Origin of the sequence: Streptomyces sp. NPDC001922 (genome assembly GCF_042891165.1) — a bacterium.
Classification (GTDB): Bacteria; Actinomycetota; Actinomycetes; order Streptomycetales; family Streptomycetaceae; genus Streptomyces.
In genome coordinates, this window is record NZ_JBIASV010000002.1 from 292,438 (window position 1) to 308,931 (window position 16,494).

Sequence of the window (16,494 nt, forward strand, 5' to 3'; positions counted from 1 at the left end):
GCCCCTTCGACCCAGGCCGAAGGGGGTCGGGTCACCCGTCGAAGTCGTACTCGAGAACGTACGAGGCCGAGTCGAGGGTCATCTCGTTGACCTCCACCGCTCGGCCGTCAGCAGTGAAAGCCGTCCGGGCGACCAGGAACACCGGCGTGCCCATGGACAGTTCGAGGCAGTCGGCCTCGCCGGCGGAGGGCATTCGGGAGCGGATCTCCTCCCGGAAGTGCACCGGCTTGTGACCGAGGTCGGCGAGACGGGCATAGATGCCGCCCGGACCGGTGTCCTGCCGGGTGATCGCCGAGCCGGAGACCAGGGCTGCCGGAAGATACGAGACCGCGAGAAGAACCGGCTTGCCGTCGAGAACGTACCGCCGACTCCTGACGCAGACGGCGTCCCCCTCCGCCAGCCCGAGCACCGCAGCGACCCGCGCCGACGCAGGCTGCTCGTCGACGGAGACCCGGTCGACGGTGACGCTGCGCCCGTCGTCGTCGGCCGACCACAGCGAGCGCCCGTTGCCCCAGGCCTCCTCGGCGAGCCGCTGAATGCCACGCCGTCGCAACGGCCGGAAGGACCGAACGAAGACTCCGGCACCCTTGCGCGCTTCGACCAACCCCTCGTTCTGCAACACCCCGAGGGCCTGCCGTGCCGTCATCCGGGCCACCTCATAGGTCGCCATGAGGTCGTTCTCACCGGGGAGCCGATCACCCGAGCCGTAGCGGCCCTCACGGATCGCTTGCTTCAGGTCGTCGGCGATCCGCTGATACTTCGGCCGGCTGCCCGCACCCCGATTGACCATCAGGCACCCCTCCTTTCTTCTCTAGACACCCTAAGGGGCTCTCGCTTCGCCCACGTGTACGGGCAGTTCACCCCTATCCCTGAAATCCACACATTCAGCCTTGACATCTCTAGAGATGGAGCCCTTTCATTGAACATCTCTAGAGATGTTGCCGACTCAGGAGGGACTCCGTGCAGCAAGCCACTTCTCTCGCCATCCCGCCCCCTGTCCGAATCTGGGGCCTCACTTGCCCGGGCTTTCCCGAAGAGGTCCGCCGTGCCCGCCGCTGGGCCCTCGATGTCCTCCGCGACTGCCCCAAGTCCGACAACGCCGAACTGATCGTCAGCGAACTGGCGACCAACGCGCTCATCCACACCGCAAGCCGGACCGACGTCTTTCACGTCGCCCTCATCCGTTCCGCCCACGTCCTCGCGATCTCCGTTACCGACGGGGGGAGGAACCGACAGCAGCCCCCGGGTCGAACACCCCGACGGCGATTCCCTTCATGGTCGAGGACTTGGCATCGTCGCCTTACTTGCCACTCACGTTCATGTCGAAGGCGACCGGACCGGCCGCACCATCACTGCCGAAATCCGTCTGCCACCGGCGCCCCTGGGGGCGCAATGGCCGTGAGCCGGGAGCGCCACGGCCTTCATGAGCCGACCCCGGCACTGGACCGCCCGCAGCATGCGGCGCTCCGTTCACGCTGCGAGTGGTGGTCCGCATGGGCTAACAGGCGCGCACGCTCCCTCGGCGGGCGGCACTGTGTGAGTGAGCTCTGAGCGGCCACCGCCGGGCCCGGGACACAGTCGCGCCCAGACGACGGAGCGACGCCGAGCAGCACGCACGAGATCCGACGAGGACAGCACCACCGGAGCTGGGAGGATTCATGCGGGACAAGCCGCTGAGGAGCGTCGGCGCCCGGTTGTTCCGCAAGCGTCGCGACGCCGCGTCCCACGGCTCACGGAAGCGGTCCGGGCCGGATGAATCCGTGCTCGACATCGCTCTGGTCGATGCCTTCATCGCCGGCACGCTGGACCCGCAGGGTGAGGCGACTCTCGCCCAGCAGGTGGCCGGGCTCATGCCGTTCCACTGGGACCTGCCGAACAAGATCGCGGAGGCGCTGGCGCGGCTCACCGACCATCTCGACGGCCCACGCGCACTGCTCGCCTGGCTGGACCGGCACCCCGGCCGGCCGCGGCTCGCGGCCCGGCTGTACGTCCTCGTCGAACTGCTCGACCAGTACAGCGCCCGGCCCGCGGTCGTGACCGCGGTGCGCGAGGTGCGGGAGGGGACGCCGTATCCGCCGGGCCTGGAGCACCATCTGGTCCCGCCCACCGACGACGAGACCCTGGCCGGGCTCGGGTCCGCCATCGAGGCGCTCCTCGGCGAGGACCGGCCCGAGGACGCCGTGGCGCTGGCAAGGGCCACGGTGGCGATGGTCCAGCAGGCCGCACCCCGAGCCGCGGAACTCGACCACGAAGTGCGGGACCTGGGCGAACTGATGGAACACGTGGAGCAGGACATCCTCGCGGCGGGCGACGACTCGTGAGGAGCCGAGCGCTCGTCGGTCGCGACCGACGAGCGCTCGGCTCCGCGAGGTATTCCCGGCCACCCCCTCAGAGGGCGGTATGCGAGTCGGTAGGTGATTTGCCCGCACCTGAACGTGTGGGACTGCGGCATCCCGGCCGGTCGGCGGGCTGGGGCGTGCTGGACTGAATCGTGAGCGAGCCCAAGCCTTGCAAGACCGACCTGTCCGACGGGCAGCGGGTGCTGATCGAGCCGGTGATCGCCGCGTGGAAGGCCGCACACCGCTCGGTCAGCGGCCACCGGGGCCGGTACGAGATGCGGGAGATCGTCAACGCGCCCCTGTACCAGGGCCGCACCGGCTGCCAGTGGGACCTGCTTCCGCACGATCACCGCGCCGCGCGGCGCGGTGATGTACTCCTTCACCACGCCGTAGCCGCCCGGCGACGTCGCGGACCAGCCCGCTTGCCCCTCCCGAAAGGGCGAAACGAGCATCAGCCCTCGTATCCCTATGACAGATCTCGTACGACGGTGAGGGCCTCGGCGCGATGGACGCGCCGGGGCCCTTTGCTGTGCTGGACACGCTCACCGGGCTCGGTTCCGAATCACGCTCGCCGTGCTGGTCGTGCCGTACGGGCGCAGTATGGAAGGAGGAGGAGAGCAGGTCGGCGCGCTCCGGGAAGCGGAAGGAGGTGCGAGGCCTGTGACACGGTTCATGGATATCCACCACGGAATGCAGGGCATCACGGCCGAACAGCTGCAACAGGGCCACGAGGCCGCTGCCGCGGGCGAGCGGGAAGAAGGAGTCCACTTCGAACACGCCTGGGCGGATCCCGATTCCGGCACAGTCTACTGCCTCAGCGAGGGCCCCTCGCCCGAGGCGGTCCGCCGCGCGCACGAGCGCGGGGGCGCTGACGCGCCGGACGAGATTCATGCGGTACCGCTGATGGTGTGAGCCATGGTGCGCACAGCACCGGTCCCCTTCCCGCGGGGTCGCGGGCAGGGGACCGGGGCCCTCACCGAGCAATGATCAACCTTTGTGTGTGAGGACGTTGATGAGTAGACGTGTCTCCTGGTTGCGGAGAAACCGCAGGCAGGGGGCGTGTTCACAAAACCTACTTCTTCTTCCCCTGGTCTGGCGGGCCCGTTTTTCGGCCCTGAACAGAGGAGTGCACGCCCCAACTGAGCTGCGGCTGAGCGGTTGAGGGTGGTCGTCGTTGGTCGTTGCTCGTCGTCGCTGGGCTTGTCTACCCAGCGACGGCCGTAGCCGCCCGGCGGCGCTGCGGCCAGCTCGCTCCCCCCTCCCGAAAGGGCGAAACGGACACCGACTCTCGTACCGCCCCCTCACACCGTCACCGCCGCCCGTTGCGCGGACGAAGCCCGGCGGGGTGCCGGTTGGTCCAGGTGGACCACCACGGTGGCGTAGAAGCGGTGCACGGCGTCGTCGACGCTGCGGATGAAGCCGGATTCGGCATTGCCCCGGCCGCTCCCCATGCCCTTGAAGAGGGAGAGCCGGAAGCCGGTGATCGCGGTGCCGTTCTTCGGGAGCATGTCCGCCGGCTCCGGGCGCAGCCGTTCCAGCGTGCCCCGGGGACCGCTCACCTCCCCCTCGACGAGGGTTTCGACGTGGAGGTCGGCCGGCGCGTCCGCGAGGCGCTGGATGAGCCGCTTCGCCCAGGTCAGGGGGTACCCCTGGGTGGGTGCCGGGATCTCGATGGAGGTGCGCAGCCTGGTGGTGCGCAGGTCGGCGCTGATGGCGAGTACGCCCGGGGTGCCCTCGATGCGCAGCTCGGACTGGAGCCGCCCCTCACGGCAGAGCCGGTCGGCGAGGCGGGTGCGCCGCTCGCCCGGGTCGGTTCCGCGCTTGGCGCGCAGGACGGGGAGCACCTTCTGGCCGAGTTCGCCGCCGAGCCGGAGGCCATCTCGTACACAAAGCCCCCCAAACCCGCACGTCAAGCGCGGAGGCGCCGTTGCCTCGCGCGCCTGCCGGCATGCCACGATGTGACGTGCCGCACACGGAAAACTGTAGTGCGCATGAAGCGTCAACTTGTGGCGATCGGCCGGAATCGGCGACAGGGGACACCACAGGCACGGCAGCAACGGCCGCCCCACCGGCGCCCGCCGCCCCGAGGCCACGGAGAAGCGGAACGCCGCTCACCCACCCCGGACCCGGGCGCCGTCACCCCCGCCGGCTTTCAACAAACTGTTGACGTTCGCTCGAAGGGCTCCCTACGCTCCAGACGCGGACGTCGAATTCCGCGCTCCCGGACGGAAGGTCACCATGCCGAAGCCCACGCTGACGACGGAATCCGGCGCCCCCGTCGCCGACAACCAGAACTCCGCCACCGCCGGCGCCGGCGGTCCGCTCCTCCTCCAGGACCAGCACCTGCTGGAGAAACTCGCCCGCTTCAACCGCGAGCGGATACCGGAGCGCGTCGTCCACGCCCGGGGCTCCGGCGCCTACGGCCACTTCGAGGTGACCGACGACGTCACCGGCTTCACCCGGGCCGGCTTCCTGAGCGAGGTCGGGAAGCGCACCGAGGTGTTCGCCCGGTTCTCCACCGTCGCCGACAGCCTCGGCGGGGCGGACGCGGTGCGGGACCCGCGGGGCTTCGCGCTGAAGTTCTACACCGAGGAGGGCAACTACGACCTCGTCGGCAACAACACCCCGGTCTTCTTCATCAAGGACCCGCTGAAGTTCCCCGACTTCATCCACTCGCAGAAGCGCGACCCGTTCACCGGCAGCCAGGAGCCGGACAACGTCTGGGACTTCTGGGCGCACTCCCCCGAGGCCACTCACCAGGTGACCTGGCTGATGGGTGACCGTGGCATCCCCGCTTCGTACCGCCACATGAACGGCTACGGCTCGCACACCTACCAGTGGACGAACGCCGAGGGCGAGGCGTTCTTCGTCAAGTACCACTTCAAGACCGACCAGGGCGTCCGCTGCCTCTCCAACGAGCAGGCGGCCGAGCAGGTGGGCCGGGACGCCGACTCGCACCAGCGCGATCTGCTCCAGGCCATCGAGCGCGGCATGCACCCGTCCTGGACGCTGTACGTGCAGGTCATGCCGGCCGCCGAGGCGGCGGATCACCCCTTCAACCCGTTCGACCTCACCAAGGTGTGGCCGCACGCCGACGTCCCGCTCCGCCGCGTGGGCCGGCTGGTGCTGAACCGCAATCCGGAGAACGTCTTCGCCGAGGTCGAGCAGGCCGCCTTCTCCCCCAACAGCTTCGTGCCGGGCATCGGGCCGTCGCCGGACAAGATGCTCCAGGGCCGGCTGTTCGCCTACGCGGACGCGCACCGCTACCGGCTCGGCGTCAACCACACCCAGCTCGCGGTCAACGCGCCCCGGGCGACGACCGCCCACAACTACGGCCGGGACGGGCTGATGGCGGTCAACGCCGGCGGCCGCTTCGCGAAGAACTACGAGCCGAACTCGTACGGCGGGCCGGTGGAGACCGGTCAGGCGCTGTCCGCCCCGCTCCCGGTCTCCGGGCACACCGGGACCCACGCGGCGCCGGCGCACACCAAGGACGACGACTTCTTCCAGGCCGGCGAGTTGTACCGGCTGATGTCGGAGGAGGAGCGGGAGCGCCTGGTGGCCACCATCGCGGGCGGGCTGTCCCAGGTGACCCGCGAGGACGTGGTCGAGCGGAACCTGGCGCACTTCCGCGCCGCCGACCCGGACTACGGCAAGCGGGTCGAGGCCGCGGTGGAGCGGCTGCGCGACAGCTGACGGGCGGACGGCCGCCCACCGGGAGGGACCGGTGGGCGCAGCGTGCGGCCGGAGGTGTCCCGGCCGGGCCCCGGAGCGGCCCCGCCGCGGGATGCCCTTCCGGCCGCCGGCCACCGATACCCCCGGCCGAGAACAAAACCGCCGACTCCCTCCCAACCCGGCACGCTTTGATGGACGATGGAGCGAACATCCCTCCTACGGATCTGTGCTGGAGCCGAACATGGCAGAGAGCGTGCCGGTGCGCTGCCCGGCGTGCCGCCGCGAGCACTCGTTCACCCCGCCCACGTTCCCCTGTCCCTGCGGCGCCCCGGTGACCCTCACCCTGCAGACGGAGGCCCCGGCGGAACCGATGGAGCACCACACCTGGGAGGAGTCCTGGGTGACGGCCCGCTGTCCGTCCTGCGGCCGGGAGGACCAGTGGCCGCACCCCGAACTGGGGTGTCCCTGCGGCTGTGTGCTGCGGCTGCCGGTGGCGCCGCCACCGGAGCGGTCCGACGCCGGGCCGCGGGGTTCCGCCGCGGGCGCGCGGCACCCCGGGCCCGGGTCACCGGCGCGGACGCAGCCGCCGTCCTCGGCCGTGCTGCGGCCCGCGTTCCGGCCGGTGACGATCCGCACCAGCCGGGACGCCGTGACCGCCGCGGCCGAGTACCTGAAGTGGCTGGGCTTCCGTGAAGTGCTGGAGGCCGACGACCGGCCGACGTCCGGGGTCTCCGTGCGGGGCAGGGGCGTGGTCGCGCAGGTGGATCCCACGACCCGGCCGTCCACGCTCCGCGATGTCGAGTGCCTGTGGCTGAACGGTCTCACCGACTCGGTGGAGAGCGTCTTCTTCTCCCTGGCCGGCTACCGCCGCGAGGCCCGCGCCCGCGCCGACGACCTGCACATCCCGCTCTTCGTCATGGATCTCACGGGCACCCCGCAGCCGGTCAACGACGCGGCGGACGACCTGATCCGCATGGGGGCGCAGTAGGTGTTCCGGTCACGAGCGGTAGGGCGCGTCCACGCCCCGTGGCGCCGCGGCCGGTTGTCCGGCGGGCCCTTCGGCGGCCCGCCGGACCTTGCTCATGGGCATCCGGCCGCCGCTACGCGCCCGTCGGCCGCTCCGCGAACCGCTCCCGCAGCTCGATCTTCCGGACCTTGCCGCTGACCGTCATCGGGAAGGTGTCGAGCAGCTGGAGGTGGCGGGGCACCTTGTAGTGGGCGAGCCGCCCCCGGCAGTAGTCGGCGACTTCGTCGAGGGTCAGCGGCCGGGCGGCGTCCCGGAGCACGACACAGGCCAGGATCTCCTCGCCGTACTTCTCGTCCGGCACGCCCACCACCTGCACATCGGCGATCTTCGGGTGCCCGTGCAGGAACTCCTCGATCTCCCGCGGGTAGACGTTCTCCCCGCCCCGGATGATCATGTCCTTGATCCGGCCGACGATCGTGAGGTAGCCGTCCTCACGCATCACCGCGAGGTCGCCGGTGTGCATCCAGCGGCCGGCGTCGATCACCTCGGCCGTGCGCTCCGGCTCCTCCCAGTAGCCCAGCATCACCGAGTAGCCCCGGGTGCACAGCTCCCCCGGCGCGCCGCGGGGAACGGTCACCCCGGTCGCCGGGTCGATCACCTTGACCTCGATGTGCGGCAGCACCCGGCCGACCGTTCCGGTGCGACGCTCCAGATCGTCCTCGCGCCGGGTCTGGGTGGACACCGGGGAGGTCTCGGTCATGCCGTAGCAGATGGACACCTCCGCCATGTGCATCTCGGAGACGACCCGCTTCATCACCTCGACCGGGCACGGTGATCCGGCCATGATCCCGGTGCGCAGCGAGGACAGGTCGTAGGACGCGAAGTCGGGCAGCCCCAGTTCGGCGATGAACATCGTCGGCACGCCATAGAGGGAGGTGCAGCGTTCGCGCTCGACGGCGCGGAGCGTGGCCTCCGGGTCGAAGACGGGGGCCGGGATGACGATGCAGGCGGCGTGGCTGGTGGCCGCGAGGTTGCCCATGACCATGCCGAAGCAGTGGTAGAAGGGGACGGGCAGGCAGATCCGGTCCTGTTCGGTGTAGCCGACCGTCTCCCCCACCCAGTAGCCGTTGTTGAGGATGTTGTGGTGGGAGAGCGTGGCGCCCTTCGGGAAGCCGGTGGTGCCCGAGGTGTACTGGATGTTGACCGGGTCGTCGCAGCTCAGCTCCGCGGCGCGGGCGGCCAGTCGCTCCCGCGGCACCTCCCGGCCCGCGGCCAGCAGTTCGTCCCAGGACGGGGTGCCGATGAAGACGACGTCCCGGAGGGCCGGGCAGTCGCCGCGCACCTCCTCGACCATGCCGCGGTAGTCGCTGTGCTTGTACGCGACGGAGGAGACCAGGACGTCCACTCCGGCCTGGTTCAGCACGTACGCCAGCTCGTGCACCCGGTAGGCGGGGTTGACGTTGACCATGACGGCGCCGATGCGGGCCGTCGCGTACTGCACCAGGACCCACTCGGGGCAGTTGACGGCCCAGATGCCGACCCGGTCGCCCTTGGCGACGCCCTTGGCGAGCAGGCCGAGCGCCACCTCGTCGACGTCCCGGCCGAACTCGGCGTAGGTCCACCGCCGTCCCGAGGCGACGTCGGCGAGCGCCTCGCGGTCGGGGTGGGCGGCGACGGCGCGGTCCAGATTCACGCCGATGGTGTCGCCGAGGAGCGGTCCGGTGCCGGTGCCGCTGGTGTAGGAGAGTTCGGTCATGCGGTGTCCTCTTCGGTGTACTCGGCGGTGCTGCCCCCGGCCGTACGTTCCCGCAGCTCGATGCGGCGGATCTTGCCGGAGACGGTCTTGGGGAGGTCGGCGAACTCGATCCGGCGGATCCGCTTGTACGGCGCCAGGGTCGCCCGGGAGTGCGCGAAGAGGGCCCGGGCGGTCTCCGGGCCGGGCTTCCACCCCTCGGCGAGCACGATGTACGCCTTGGGGACGGCGGCGCGCAGCGGGTCGGGCGCCGGGACGACCGCGGCCTCGGCGACGGCCTCGTGCTCCAGCAGGGCGCTCTCCAGCTCGAAGGGGGAGATCTTGTAGTCGCTGGCCTTGAAGACGTCGTCGCTCCGGCCCACATAGGTGATGTGGCCGTCCTCGTCGCGGGAGCCGATGTCGCCGGTGCGGTAGTAGCCGTCCGCCATCGCCTCGGCGGTGCGCTCCGGGTCACCGTGGTAACCGGTCATCAGACCGACGGGCCGGGCGGAGAGGTCGAGACAGATCTCCCCCTCGTTGCCGGGCTCGCCGGTGACCGGGTCCAGCAGCGCCACGGTGAAGCCCGGGGTGGGCCGGCCCATGGAGCCCGTCTTCAGCGGCTGACCGGGGGTGTTGGCCACCTGCACGGCGGTCTCGGTCTGGCCGAAGCCGTCCCGGATGGTGACGCCCCACGCCGCACGGACCCGTTCGATCACCTCGGGATTGAGCGGCTCACCGGCGGCGACGGCCTCCCGCGGCGGGGTGCGCAGCAGTCCCAGATCGGCCTGGATGAGCATCCGCCAGACGGTGGGCGGGGCGCAGAAGCTGGTGACGCCGGCCCGGTCCATCTCGGCCATCAGCCGGGCGGCGTCGAACCGCGTGTAGTTGTGGAGGAAGACGGTCGCCTCGGCGTTCCAGGGGGCGAAGAGGTTGCTCCACGCGTGCTTCGCCCAGCCCGGGGAGGAGATGTTGAGGTGCACGTCCCCGGGCCGCAGCCCGATCCAGTACATCGTCGCGAGATGGCCCACGGGGTAGGAGGTGTGGGTGTGTTCGACCAGCTTGGGCCGGGCGGTGGTGCCGGAGGTGAAGTAGAGCATCAGGGTGTCGTCGGCGAGGGTCGGCCCGTCCGGCTCGAACACCTCGGACGCGGTGGACGCCTCGCCGTAGTCGGCCCAGCCGGGGGCGCCGCCGCCGACCCGGATCCGGGTGTAGGCGCCCGGCACCTCGTCGAACTTGGCGGTGTCCTCGGCGCGGACCACCACGTGCGCGGCCCGGCCGCGGTCGATCCGGTCCCGCAGGTCCGCCGGGCCGAGCAGCGGGGTCGCCGGGATGACCACGGCCCGCAGCTTCATCGCGGCGAGCGCGGTCTCCCACAGTTCGGTCTGGTTGCCGAGCATGACGACGATCCGGTCACCGGCCCGGACGCCCAGCCCGCGCAGCCAGTTCGCCACCCGGTTCGACCGGGCCGCCAGCCCGGCGAAGGTGAGACGGGATTCCGAGCCGTCCTCCTCGACGATGTGCAGCGCGGGACGGTCGTTGTTCTCCGCGATCCGGTCGAACCAGTCCAGCGCCCAGTTGAACCGCTCCGGCCGGGGCCAGCGGAACCCCGCATACGCCGTCTCGTAGTCCTCCCGGTGCCGCAACAGGAAATCCCGCGCCTTCCGGAACTCCTCCGTCGCACTGGTTGCCGCCATGTGTCCTCCTCATTGCCGGACCACTGACTAGCATCGTGGAATCAGTGACATGGGTCTCACTACCCCCGGACGGGGGTGAAGGGGTTGGCCGTGGTGCAGACGGGCGAAGCAGTCGACGTACGAGCAGCGCTGCTCAGGCTGCGCTGCACCAGTGGCCTGCCGGTGGTGTTCGGCGGCCTCCTGGAGGATCACGGGCGGCTGCGGATCCGCCAGCTGACCGGGACGGAGACGGACGCGCTGCGCGGGCTGAGCGTCGCCACGGGCAACGGCATCGGCGGGAAGACGCTCGCCCTGACCCGTCCCACGGCCGTCGCGGACTACCCCGTGTCCCGGACGATCAGCCATGAGTACGACGCGGCGGTGGCGGAGGAGGGCCTGCGGGCGGTGCTCGCGGTGCCCGTGGTGGTGCGCCACCGGGTGCGCGGGGTGCTGTACGGCGCGCTCCGCGAGCGGATGCCGCTCGGCGACCGGACCATCGCGGCAGCCATGGAGGCCGCCCGGGGGCTGGAACGGGCGCTGGCCGAACGGGACGAGGTGCAGCGGCTGCTGGCCGTCCGGCCCCGCACGGCGGACCCGCGCCGGTCACCGGACGGTGCGGACCCCGGCCCCGTCGCCTGGGAGGAGGTCCGCGCGGCCCACGGGGACCTGCGGGCCCTGGCGGCGCGGGTGGCCGACCCGGCACTGCGGGAGGAGATCCTCAGCGCCTGCGGCCGGCTGGCCACGGCGGCCGGCGGCGCCCCGTGCGAGGCGGACGGCCCGGCGCCCGGAATCCGGCTGGCGCCGCGCGAGCTCGACGTGCTGGCCTGCGTGGCGTCCGGGGCGACCAACGCGGGGGCGGCAGAGCGGCTGGGGCTGCGCCCGGAGACGGTGAAGGGCTATCTGCGGTCGGCGATGCGCAAGTTGGGCGCGCGCACCCGGCTGGAGGCGGTCGTCACGGCCCGCCGGGCCGGGCTGCTGCCGTAGCCGGTCGGGGCTGTGCCGCAGGCCCTGGCCGGGGCCCGCGGCGGCAGGGGCGGCGCAGCGTCTGATCGGAGACGGGACTGTGGGTGGACGGGCCTGTGGTGGACGGGACTGTGGACGGGCCTGTGGTGGACGGGCCCGTCAGTGCGGGGCGAGCCGGACGTCGTGGGAGGCGTCGGGGGCGGCGAAGTCCAGCAGCCGGGAGCCCTCCGCCCCGATCGCCTCCCGCTCGGCACGGGACAGCGGCTCGAACGGCTCGACGACCAGGGCCGCCGTGCCGCCGTCCCGGTCGATCCGCCAGACGGCGCGGATGAATCCGTCCACGAGGACCGGACTGAAGGCCTGGTTGCCCTGCCAGATCCGCTTCCGGTGGCCGTCCGCGATCACCCGGGTGCGGTCGTGGTGCGAGAGGAAGAGGTTGTCGTACTCCGGGAGGTAGCGGACCGGTGCCGGGGTCGCGGGATCCGGCAGCGCGCCGTCCGGCACGTCGAACAGTTCCACGCCGTGCTCGTCCCGGAAGGTGCGCAGCCGCGGCCGCAGCCCGTCGACGACCTCCCGGAGCCGGGTGAGCCCGGACCAGACCTGCACGTCCCGCACCGAGGCGGGGCCGAACGCCGTCAGACACCGCAGCACCAGCGCCTCCACCCCCTGCGCCGTCGGCTCCCCGGGCTCCTCCCCCAGCCACTGCCGGACGGTGGTGTGCCGGGCGAGCCCGCCGCGGCCCCACAGCCCCCGCGGCGGCACCTGCACCAGGGGCAGGGCGGTGCGGGCGGCCATGGACAGCGCCAGGGGTTCCCGTTCGGGCCAGAGCTCGGCCAGCGCGGTGCCCAGCTCGGCAAAGGTCAGCGGCCGTTCCTCGACCAGGGCCCGGGCCGCCTCCGCGAGCCGCGTCAGGTCCACGCCCGCCATGCGCTTACCGAAGGTGCCCCGGTAGCGGCGGTCCTGCATCTCCTGGAGAACGGGCCGGAAGGCGAGGCAGTCGCGGGCGGTGACCAGGTGCAGGGTGGACCGCTGGAGCGAGATCCGGACGGTCCGGCGGCCGGCCAGGAGCTCCGACAGCGTCTCCGGGCGGAACCCGGCCAGCCGGGCCCACAGGGCGTAGTACGGCACCTTGGGCACCTGGGCGTGCACGCCCGCGAGGTGCTCCACCGCCTCCTCCGCGGACAGCTCCGCCCGGCGCAGCAGCAGCTGCCGGCCGAGCAGGGCACGGTTGAGCGCGCGGGGGCCGAGTACCGGCGCGGTGGCGGCGGAGCGTGCGGCGTGGGTCGGCATGGCTCCACGCTAGGGCGCCTTGCGGTCAGTTCCCGTCCGCTTGGGCGAGGCGATGCGGGCCGGCGCCGGAAGCCGCCTGCCGCGCGGAGGCGCGCCGGGCGGGGCGCAGCGTGCGGCGGACCACCCGGCAGGCGGGGCGCAGCGTGCGGCGGCGCTATTCGCCGATGCGGACGAGGGCGAGCGTGACGTTGTCCGGTCCGCCGGCGTCCATGGCGGCCTTCCAGAGCTCGAAGGCGGCTCTGCCGTCCGCGTGCACCCGGAGGATCCCGCCGAGCTCCTCGTCCGGCACCGGGTCGGTCAGCCCGTCCGAGCAGATGAGCCAGCGGTCGCCGGTGGACAGCGGTGTGCCGGACACATGCGGGTCGACGGGGCTGAAGTCGGGCGTGCCGCCGAGGGTCTGGGTGACGACGGTCGAGCTGCGCTCGCCGGGTGCGAGGGGCGGGTTGTCGTCGAGCGTCAGCTCCCGCACCTCCTCGGCGCCGGCCCCGTACACCCGGCTGTCGCCGATGTTGAAGACGATGGCCCGGTCCCGGGTCAGCACCAGGCCCGCCACGGTGGTGCCCATCATGATCAGGTCGGGGTCGCCGTCGGCGGCGGCGTACACCGCCCGGTTGCAGTCCTCCAGGGCGTCCCGGACGGTCTCCTCGCTGTCCAGCGCCGGACCGACCCGGGACAGCCTGCGCACCACCATGGCGCTGGCGACCTCGCCCGCCGGATGTCCGCCGAGCCCGTCGGCGACCGCCACGACCAGCGGATTTCCCAGCGGGAAGAGCAGGGTCTGCGGGCTCTCGGTGGCGGTGCTGCACAGCGTCCAGGGCCCGACGACCAGGCTGTCCTCGTTGCTGTCGCGCAGCAGCCCCGCGTGGCTCAGCGCGCTCACCACGATGTAGGCCATGGATGTCCTCGTCTTCCGGACGGGACCTCCCGGAGGGCTGCGCGGTCTCCGGCCTGCCTCCCGGAGGGCTCCCTGCTGTGTCCTGCGCGGGCTGCTGTGTCCTGCGCGGGCCTGCGCGGGCTGCTGTGTCCTGCACGGGCCCCTCGAACCGGGCCTGCGCCCGCGTCCGGGGCCCCTCGTACGCGGAACCGGCACCCCGGGTGCGGGGCCGGGCTCCACGGCGTCCCGCCTCGGCTCCCCGGCGTCCCGGACGGGCTGTCCCGCCTCCGGGACGGGCCCCGGGGAGCAGCGTCCGCCCGCCTGCCGCGTACCTCCATTGTGCTGCCGGTTCCGGCGACGGGCCTGCCGGATGCCGCGTCCCCGGCCCGCTCCCGCTCACCCGTGCGAGGTTCGCCTGCGGCTTTCGCGCCGTATATCCTGCCTGGTGGCTCAGTGACATGCGGGCGAGGCAGGAGGTGGGGCTGTGATGCGCAGCGAACCCCCCAGTCGTACGCCGTGGAGCACCGGCCCGTCCCTGCGCTGCCTGTCCCTGCGCTAGCGGAGAGCCGGGAACGGTGCGCGCGGTGCGAACCGATGCCGACCCTGCCGTTCCCCACCGAAGGGACCCCCATGTCCGAGCGCCGTCCTCGCCCCCTGATCCCCGTGCGGAAGCACTCCTGGCTGCGCCCCTCCTCGGCCCGGCCCGCGAACGTGCCCCCGTCCGGGCCCGCGCCCGAGCCGGCGGAGGCCGGCGGCGGGGCCACGGGCAACGGGGAGAGCAGCGTGGTGTACGCCGCGCTGTACCGGGACGGCCGGCGCGTCAGCACTCCGGCGTCCCTCGCCGAAACGTTCCGCGAGCTGCGCGAGCAGCAGGACGGCATGGCGTGGATCGGCCTGCACCGGCCGACCGAGGCCGAGCTGCTGTCGCTCGCGGAGGAATTCGACCTCCACCCGCTGGCGGTCGAGGACGCCCTGGAGGCCCATCAGCGTCCGAAGCTGGAGCGGTACGGCGACACGCTCTTCGTGGTGCTGCGTGCCGCCCGCTACCTGGACGACCCCGAGGACATCGACTTCGGTGAGCTGCATGTGTTCGTCGGCGCGGACTTCGTCATCACCGTGCGGCACGGCGCGGCACCGGACCTCTCCGGGGTGCGCCGCCGGATGGAGGAGACGCCGGAACTGCTGAGCCTGGGCCCGGAGGCGGTGCTGTACGCGATCCTCGACGCGGTGGTCGACGGGTACGTCCCGGTGGTCGCGGGGGTGCAGAACGACCTCGACGAGATCGAGACCGAAGTCTTCCTCGGCAAGCCGGAAGTGTCCCGCCGGATCTACGAACTGGCCCGCGAGATGGTCGAGTTCCAGCGGGCCACCCGTCCGCTGGTCGGCATGCTCAACGGCCTGATGGCCGGTTTCGCGAAGTACGGCACCGACGAGGAGCTGCAGCGCTACCTCCGGGACGTCGCCGACCACGTCACCCACACCAGTGAGCGGGTGGACAGCTTCCGCCAGGCGCTCGCCGACATCCTCACGGTCAACGCGACCCTCGTGGGACAGCAGCAGAACGCGGAGATGCGGGCCCTGGCGGAGGCCGGGTTCGAACAGAACGAGGAGATCAAGAAGATCTCGGCGTGGGCGGCCATCCTCTTCGCCCCGACCCTGGTCGGCACGATCTACGGGATGAACTTCGACCACATGCCGGAACTGCACTGGGTGTTCGGCTACCCCTTCGCCATCGCCCTGATGGGCGTGGTGTGCGTCAGCCTGTACGTCATCTTCAAGCGGCGGGGCTGGCTCTGAGCCATCGGCCGTGCGAGCGCATGACCTGCGAGACAGGAGCGACGCTCACCCGTGCCGTCTCGTGATCCCTGCGGCGTGCCGACGTGGTCAGCAGGAACGGTGACGGACGGTCAGCGCCAGGTCGTTCGGCGTGGAGTCCTGGTGTCAGTCGTCTCCTGACGGCATCGGGTCTTCCCCGAAGCCGAGTACGGCGGTGGACTCAGCGCCAGTCGTCGATCACGTAGGCGTCCGGGTGGCTGTAGCCGGGTTCGTTGGGCTTGTGCATGGTCACGCCTTGCAGCCAGGTACGGAAACCGCGGTCGACCATGCGCCGGTAGGCATCCTGGCGGGCCAGGTTCATTCCGGCGTCCAGTTGCCCCAGTCCCCTCTCGGCGGCCAGCCGCTCGCACGCATTCAGCAGTCGTTCGAACCGTTCCGCAGCGTCCGGGCCAGGGCGTACGGCGCCGAATTTGACGAAGCACACGTCCTCACCGGCCTCCGACCCCGCTCCGCAGTGGCAGACCGCCAGACCGTCGAGGCCGGAGCCGGCGCCCTCGAGGAGGACGGTGTCACCGAGCCCCTGCGCCTGTGTGGCCATGATCTCGCGCTCCAGGCTCAGGCCCTCGTACACGGCCCCCGTCAGTGCGCGACTGAGGCTCAGTGCGCCCGGCCGCTCAGCGGCGGTCAGCTCGCCGTAGAGCACTCGGCCGGGGACTTCGGCACCGGCGGCGACCTGTTTCTTCATGATGGCGGTGAGGAATCGGGGCCAGAAGCCGTACCGGCGGTAGAGCTCGAGGTGCTTGGGACTGTGCGAGAAGGTGAACAGGCCGAGGTGGCGGTTCTCCCAGGTGTCGAAGCAGGCCATGACCGGTTCCATGAGGCGCCTGCCGATGCCCTGGTCCCACAGATCCGGACGTACGGTCAGCGGGCCGAAGAACCCGACGCTGCCCCAGTTGGCGGCGAAGTTCGATCCGACGACCTCGCCCTCGACGGTCGCCGCGAAGGCCGCGTGCGGATCTGCCGCCCAGCGGGTGCGGACATAGTCGGCGGTCCCGAAGAACGTCTCCGGCTCAGGGGCCCCGAGGAAGGTCCCGAAGGCGCCCCTGAAGATCTCGTCGGCCCGGTCCAGGTCCGGCTCGACCAGCGGGCGGACCGACACCGAGGCGGCGACACCCGGTCGCTTCGCTGCGGACATGATCGCTCTC

General features: G+C 71.7%; 12 protein-coding genes and 3 pseudogenes. 8 read left to right on the forward strand and 7 right to left on the reverse strand.

Annotated features, from left to right (window positions below; all coding sequences use genetic code 11):
• Positions 1 to 31 precede the first annotated feature (31 nt).
• Positions 32 to 790 carry a GntR family transcriptional regulator gene (locus ACFYYR_RS04740; protein ID WP_388846895.1) on the reverse strand — a complete coding sequence of 253 codons (759 nt, stop codon included), beginning with the start codon at positions 788 to 790 and terminating at the stop codon, positions 32 to 34.
• A 194-nt stretch (positions 791 to 984) separates the two neighbouring features.
• On the opposite strand from ACFYYR_RS04740, the pseudogene ACFYYR_RS04745 reads away from it, so the two are divergent.
• From ACFYYR_RS04745 to ACFYYR_RS04760, 4 genes and pseudogenes are all read left to right on the forward strand, one after another.
• Positions 985 to 1,402: pseudogene (locus ACFYYR_RS04745) on the forward strand (ATP-binding protein).
• A 256-nt stretch (positions 1,403 to 1,658) separates the two neighbouring features.
• Positions 1,659 to 2,321, forward strand: coding sequence for a hypothetical protein (locus ACFYYR_RS04750; RefSeq protein WP_388846897.1), 663 nt, complete (start codon positions 1,659 to 1,661; stop codon positions 2,319 to 2,321).
• Between the two features lie 170 nt (positions 2,322 to 2,491).
• A pseudogene (locus ACFYYR_RS04755) lies at positions 2,492 to 2,674 on the forward strand (transposase); the annotation flags it as partial.
• Positions 2,675 to 2,999: 325 nt separating this feature from the next.
• Entirely contained in the window at positions 3,000 to 3,251 is a 252-nt protein-coding gene (locus ACFYYR_RS04760) for an SCO4226 family nickel-binding protein (RefSeq protein ID WP_388846899.1), read from the forward strand.
• Positions 3,252 to 3,640: 389 nt separating this feature from the next.
• Here ACFYYR_RS04760 and ACFYYR_RS04765 read toward each other — a convergent pair.
• Positions 3,641 to 4,213 (reverse strand): annotated as a pseudogene (locus tag ACFYYR_RS04765) (TerD family protein); the annotation flags it as partial.
• A gap of 364 nt (positions 4,214 to 4,577) precedes the next feature.
• Here ACFYYR_RS04765 and ACFYYR_RS04770 point away from each other — a divergent pair.
• Positions 4,578 to 6,035 (forward strand): catalase, encoded by a 1,458-nt coding sequence (locus tag ACFYYR_RS04770; RefSeq protein ID WP_388846901.1) that lies wholly within the window; start codon positions 4,578 to 4,580, stop codon positions 6,033 to 6,035.
• A gap of 220 nt (positions 6,036 to 6,255) precedes the next feature.
• Positions 6,256 to 7,002 carry a hypothetical protein gene (locus ACFYYR_RS04775; RefSeq protein ID WP_388846903.1) on the forward strand — a complete coding sequence of 249 codons (747 nt, stop codon included), beginning with the start codon at positions 6,256 to 6,258 and terminating at the stop codon, positions 7,000 to 7,002.
• A gap of 112 nt (positions 7,003 to 7,114) precedes the next feature.
• Here the strand turns inward: ACFYYR_RS04775 and ACFYYR_RS04780 are convergent, their stop codons facing one another.
• Positions 7,115 to 8,737: an AMP-binding protein gene (locus ACFYYR_RS04780; RefSeq protein ID WP_388846905.1), complete on the reverse strand. Its 1,623-nt coding sequence runs from the start codon at positions 8,735 to 8,737 to the stop codon at positions 7,115 to 7,117.
• Entirely contained in the window at positions 8,734 to 10,407 is a 1,674-nt protein-coding gene (locus ACFYYR_RS04785) for an AMP-binding protein (RefSeq protein WP_388846907.1), read from the reverse strand. The genes ACFYYR_RS04780 and ACFYYR_RS04785 overlap by 4 nt, the downstream gene beginning before the upstream one ends.
• Before the next feature lie 90 nt (positions 10,408 to 10,497).
• Here ACFYYR_RS04785 and ACFYYR_RS04790 point away from each other — a divergent pair, with 90 nt between their 5' ends.
• Entirely contained in the window at positions 10,498 to 11,370 is an 873-nt protein-coding gene (locus ACFYYR_RS04790) for a response regulator transcription factor (RefSeq protein WP_388846909.1), read from the forward strand.
• Positions 11,371 to 11,508: 138 nt separating this feature from the next.
• Here the strand turns inward: ACFYYR_RS04790 and ACFYYR_RS04795 are convergent, their stop codons facing one another.
• Together ACFYYR_RS04795 and ACFYYR_RS04800 are read right to left on the reverse strand one after the other, a co-directional pair.
• Complete coding sequence (locus ACFYYR_RS04795; protein WP_388846911.1) at positions 11,509 to 12,639, reverse strand: winged helix DNA-binding domain-containing protein; 1,131 nt, start codon at positions 12,637 to 12,639, stop codon at positions 11,509 to 11,511.
• 154 nt (positions 12,640 to 12,793) lie between these two features.
• Complete coding sequence (locus ACFYYR_RS04800) at positions 12,794 to 13,534, reverse strand: PP2C family protein-serine/threonine phosphatase (protein ID WP_388846913.1); 741 nt, start codon at positions 13,532 to 13,534, stop codon at positions 12,794 to 12,796.
• Positions 13,535 to 14,143: 609 nt separating this feature from the next.
• On the opposite strand from ACFYYR_RS04800, the gene ACFYYR_RS04805 reads away from it, so the two are divergent.
• Positions 14,144 to 15,310 carry a magnesium and cobalt transport protein CorA gene (locus tag ACFYYR_RS04805; RefSeq protein WP_388846915.1) on the forward strand — a complete coding sequence of 389 codons (1,167 nt, stop codon included), beginning with the start codon at positions 14,144 to 14,146 and terminating at the stop codon, positions 15,308 to 15,310.
• A gap of 199 nt (positions 15,311 to 15,509) precedes the next feature.
• Here the strand turns inward: ACFYYR_RS04805 and ACFYYR_RS04810 are convergent, their stop codons facing one another.
• Positions 15,510 to 16,484: a GNAT family N-acetyltransferase gene (locus tag ACFYYR_RS04810; RefSeq protein WP_388846917.1), complete on the reverse strand. Its 975-nt coding sequence runs from the start codon at positions 16,482 to 16,484 to the stop codon at positions 15,510 to 15,512.
• Positions 16,485 to 16,494: the final 10 nt, after the last annotated feature.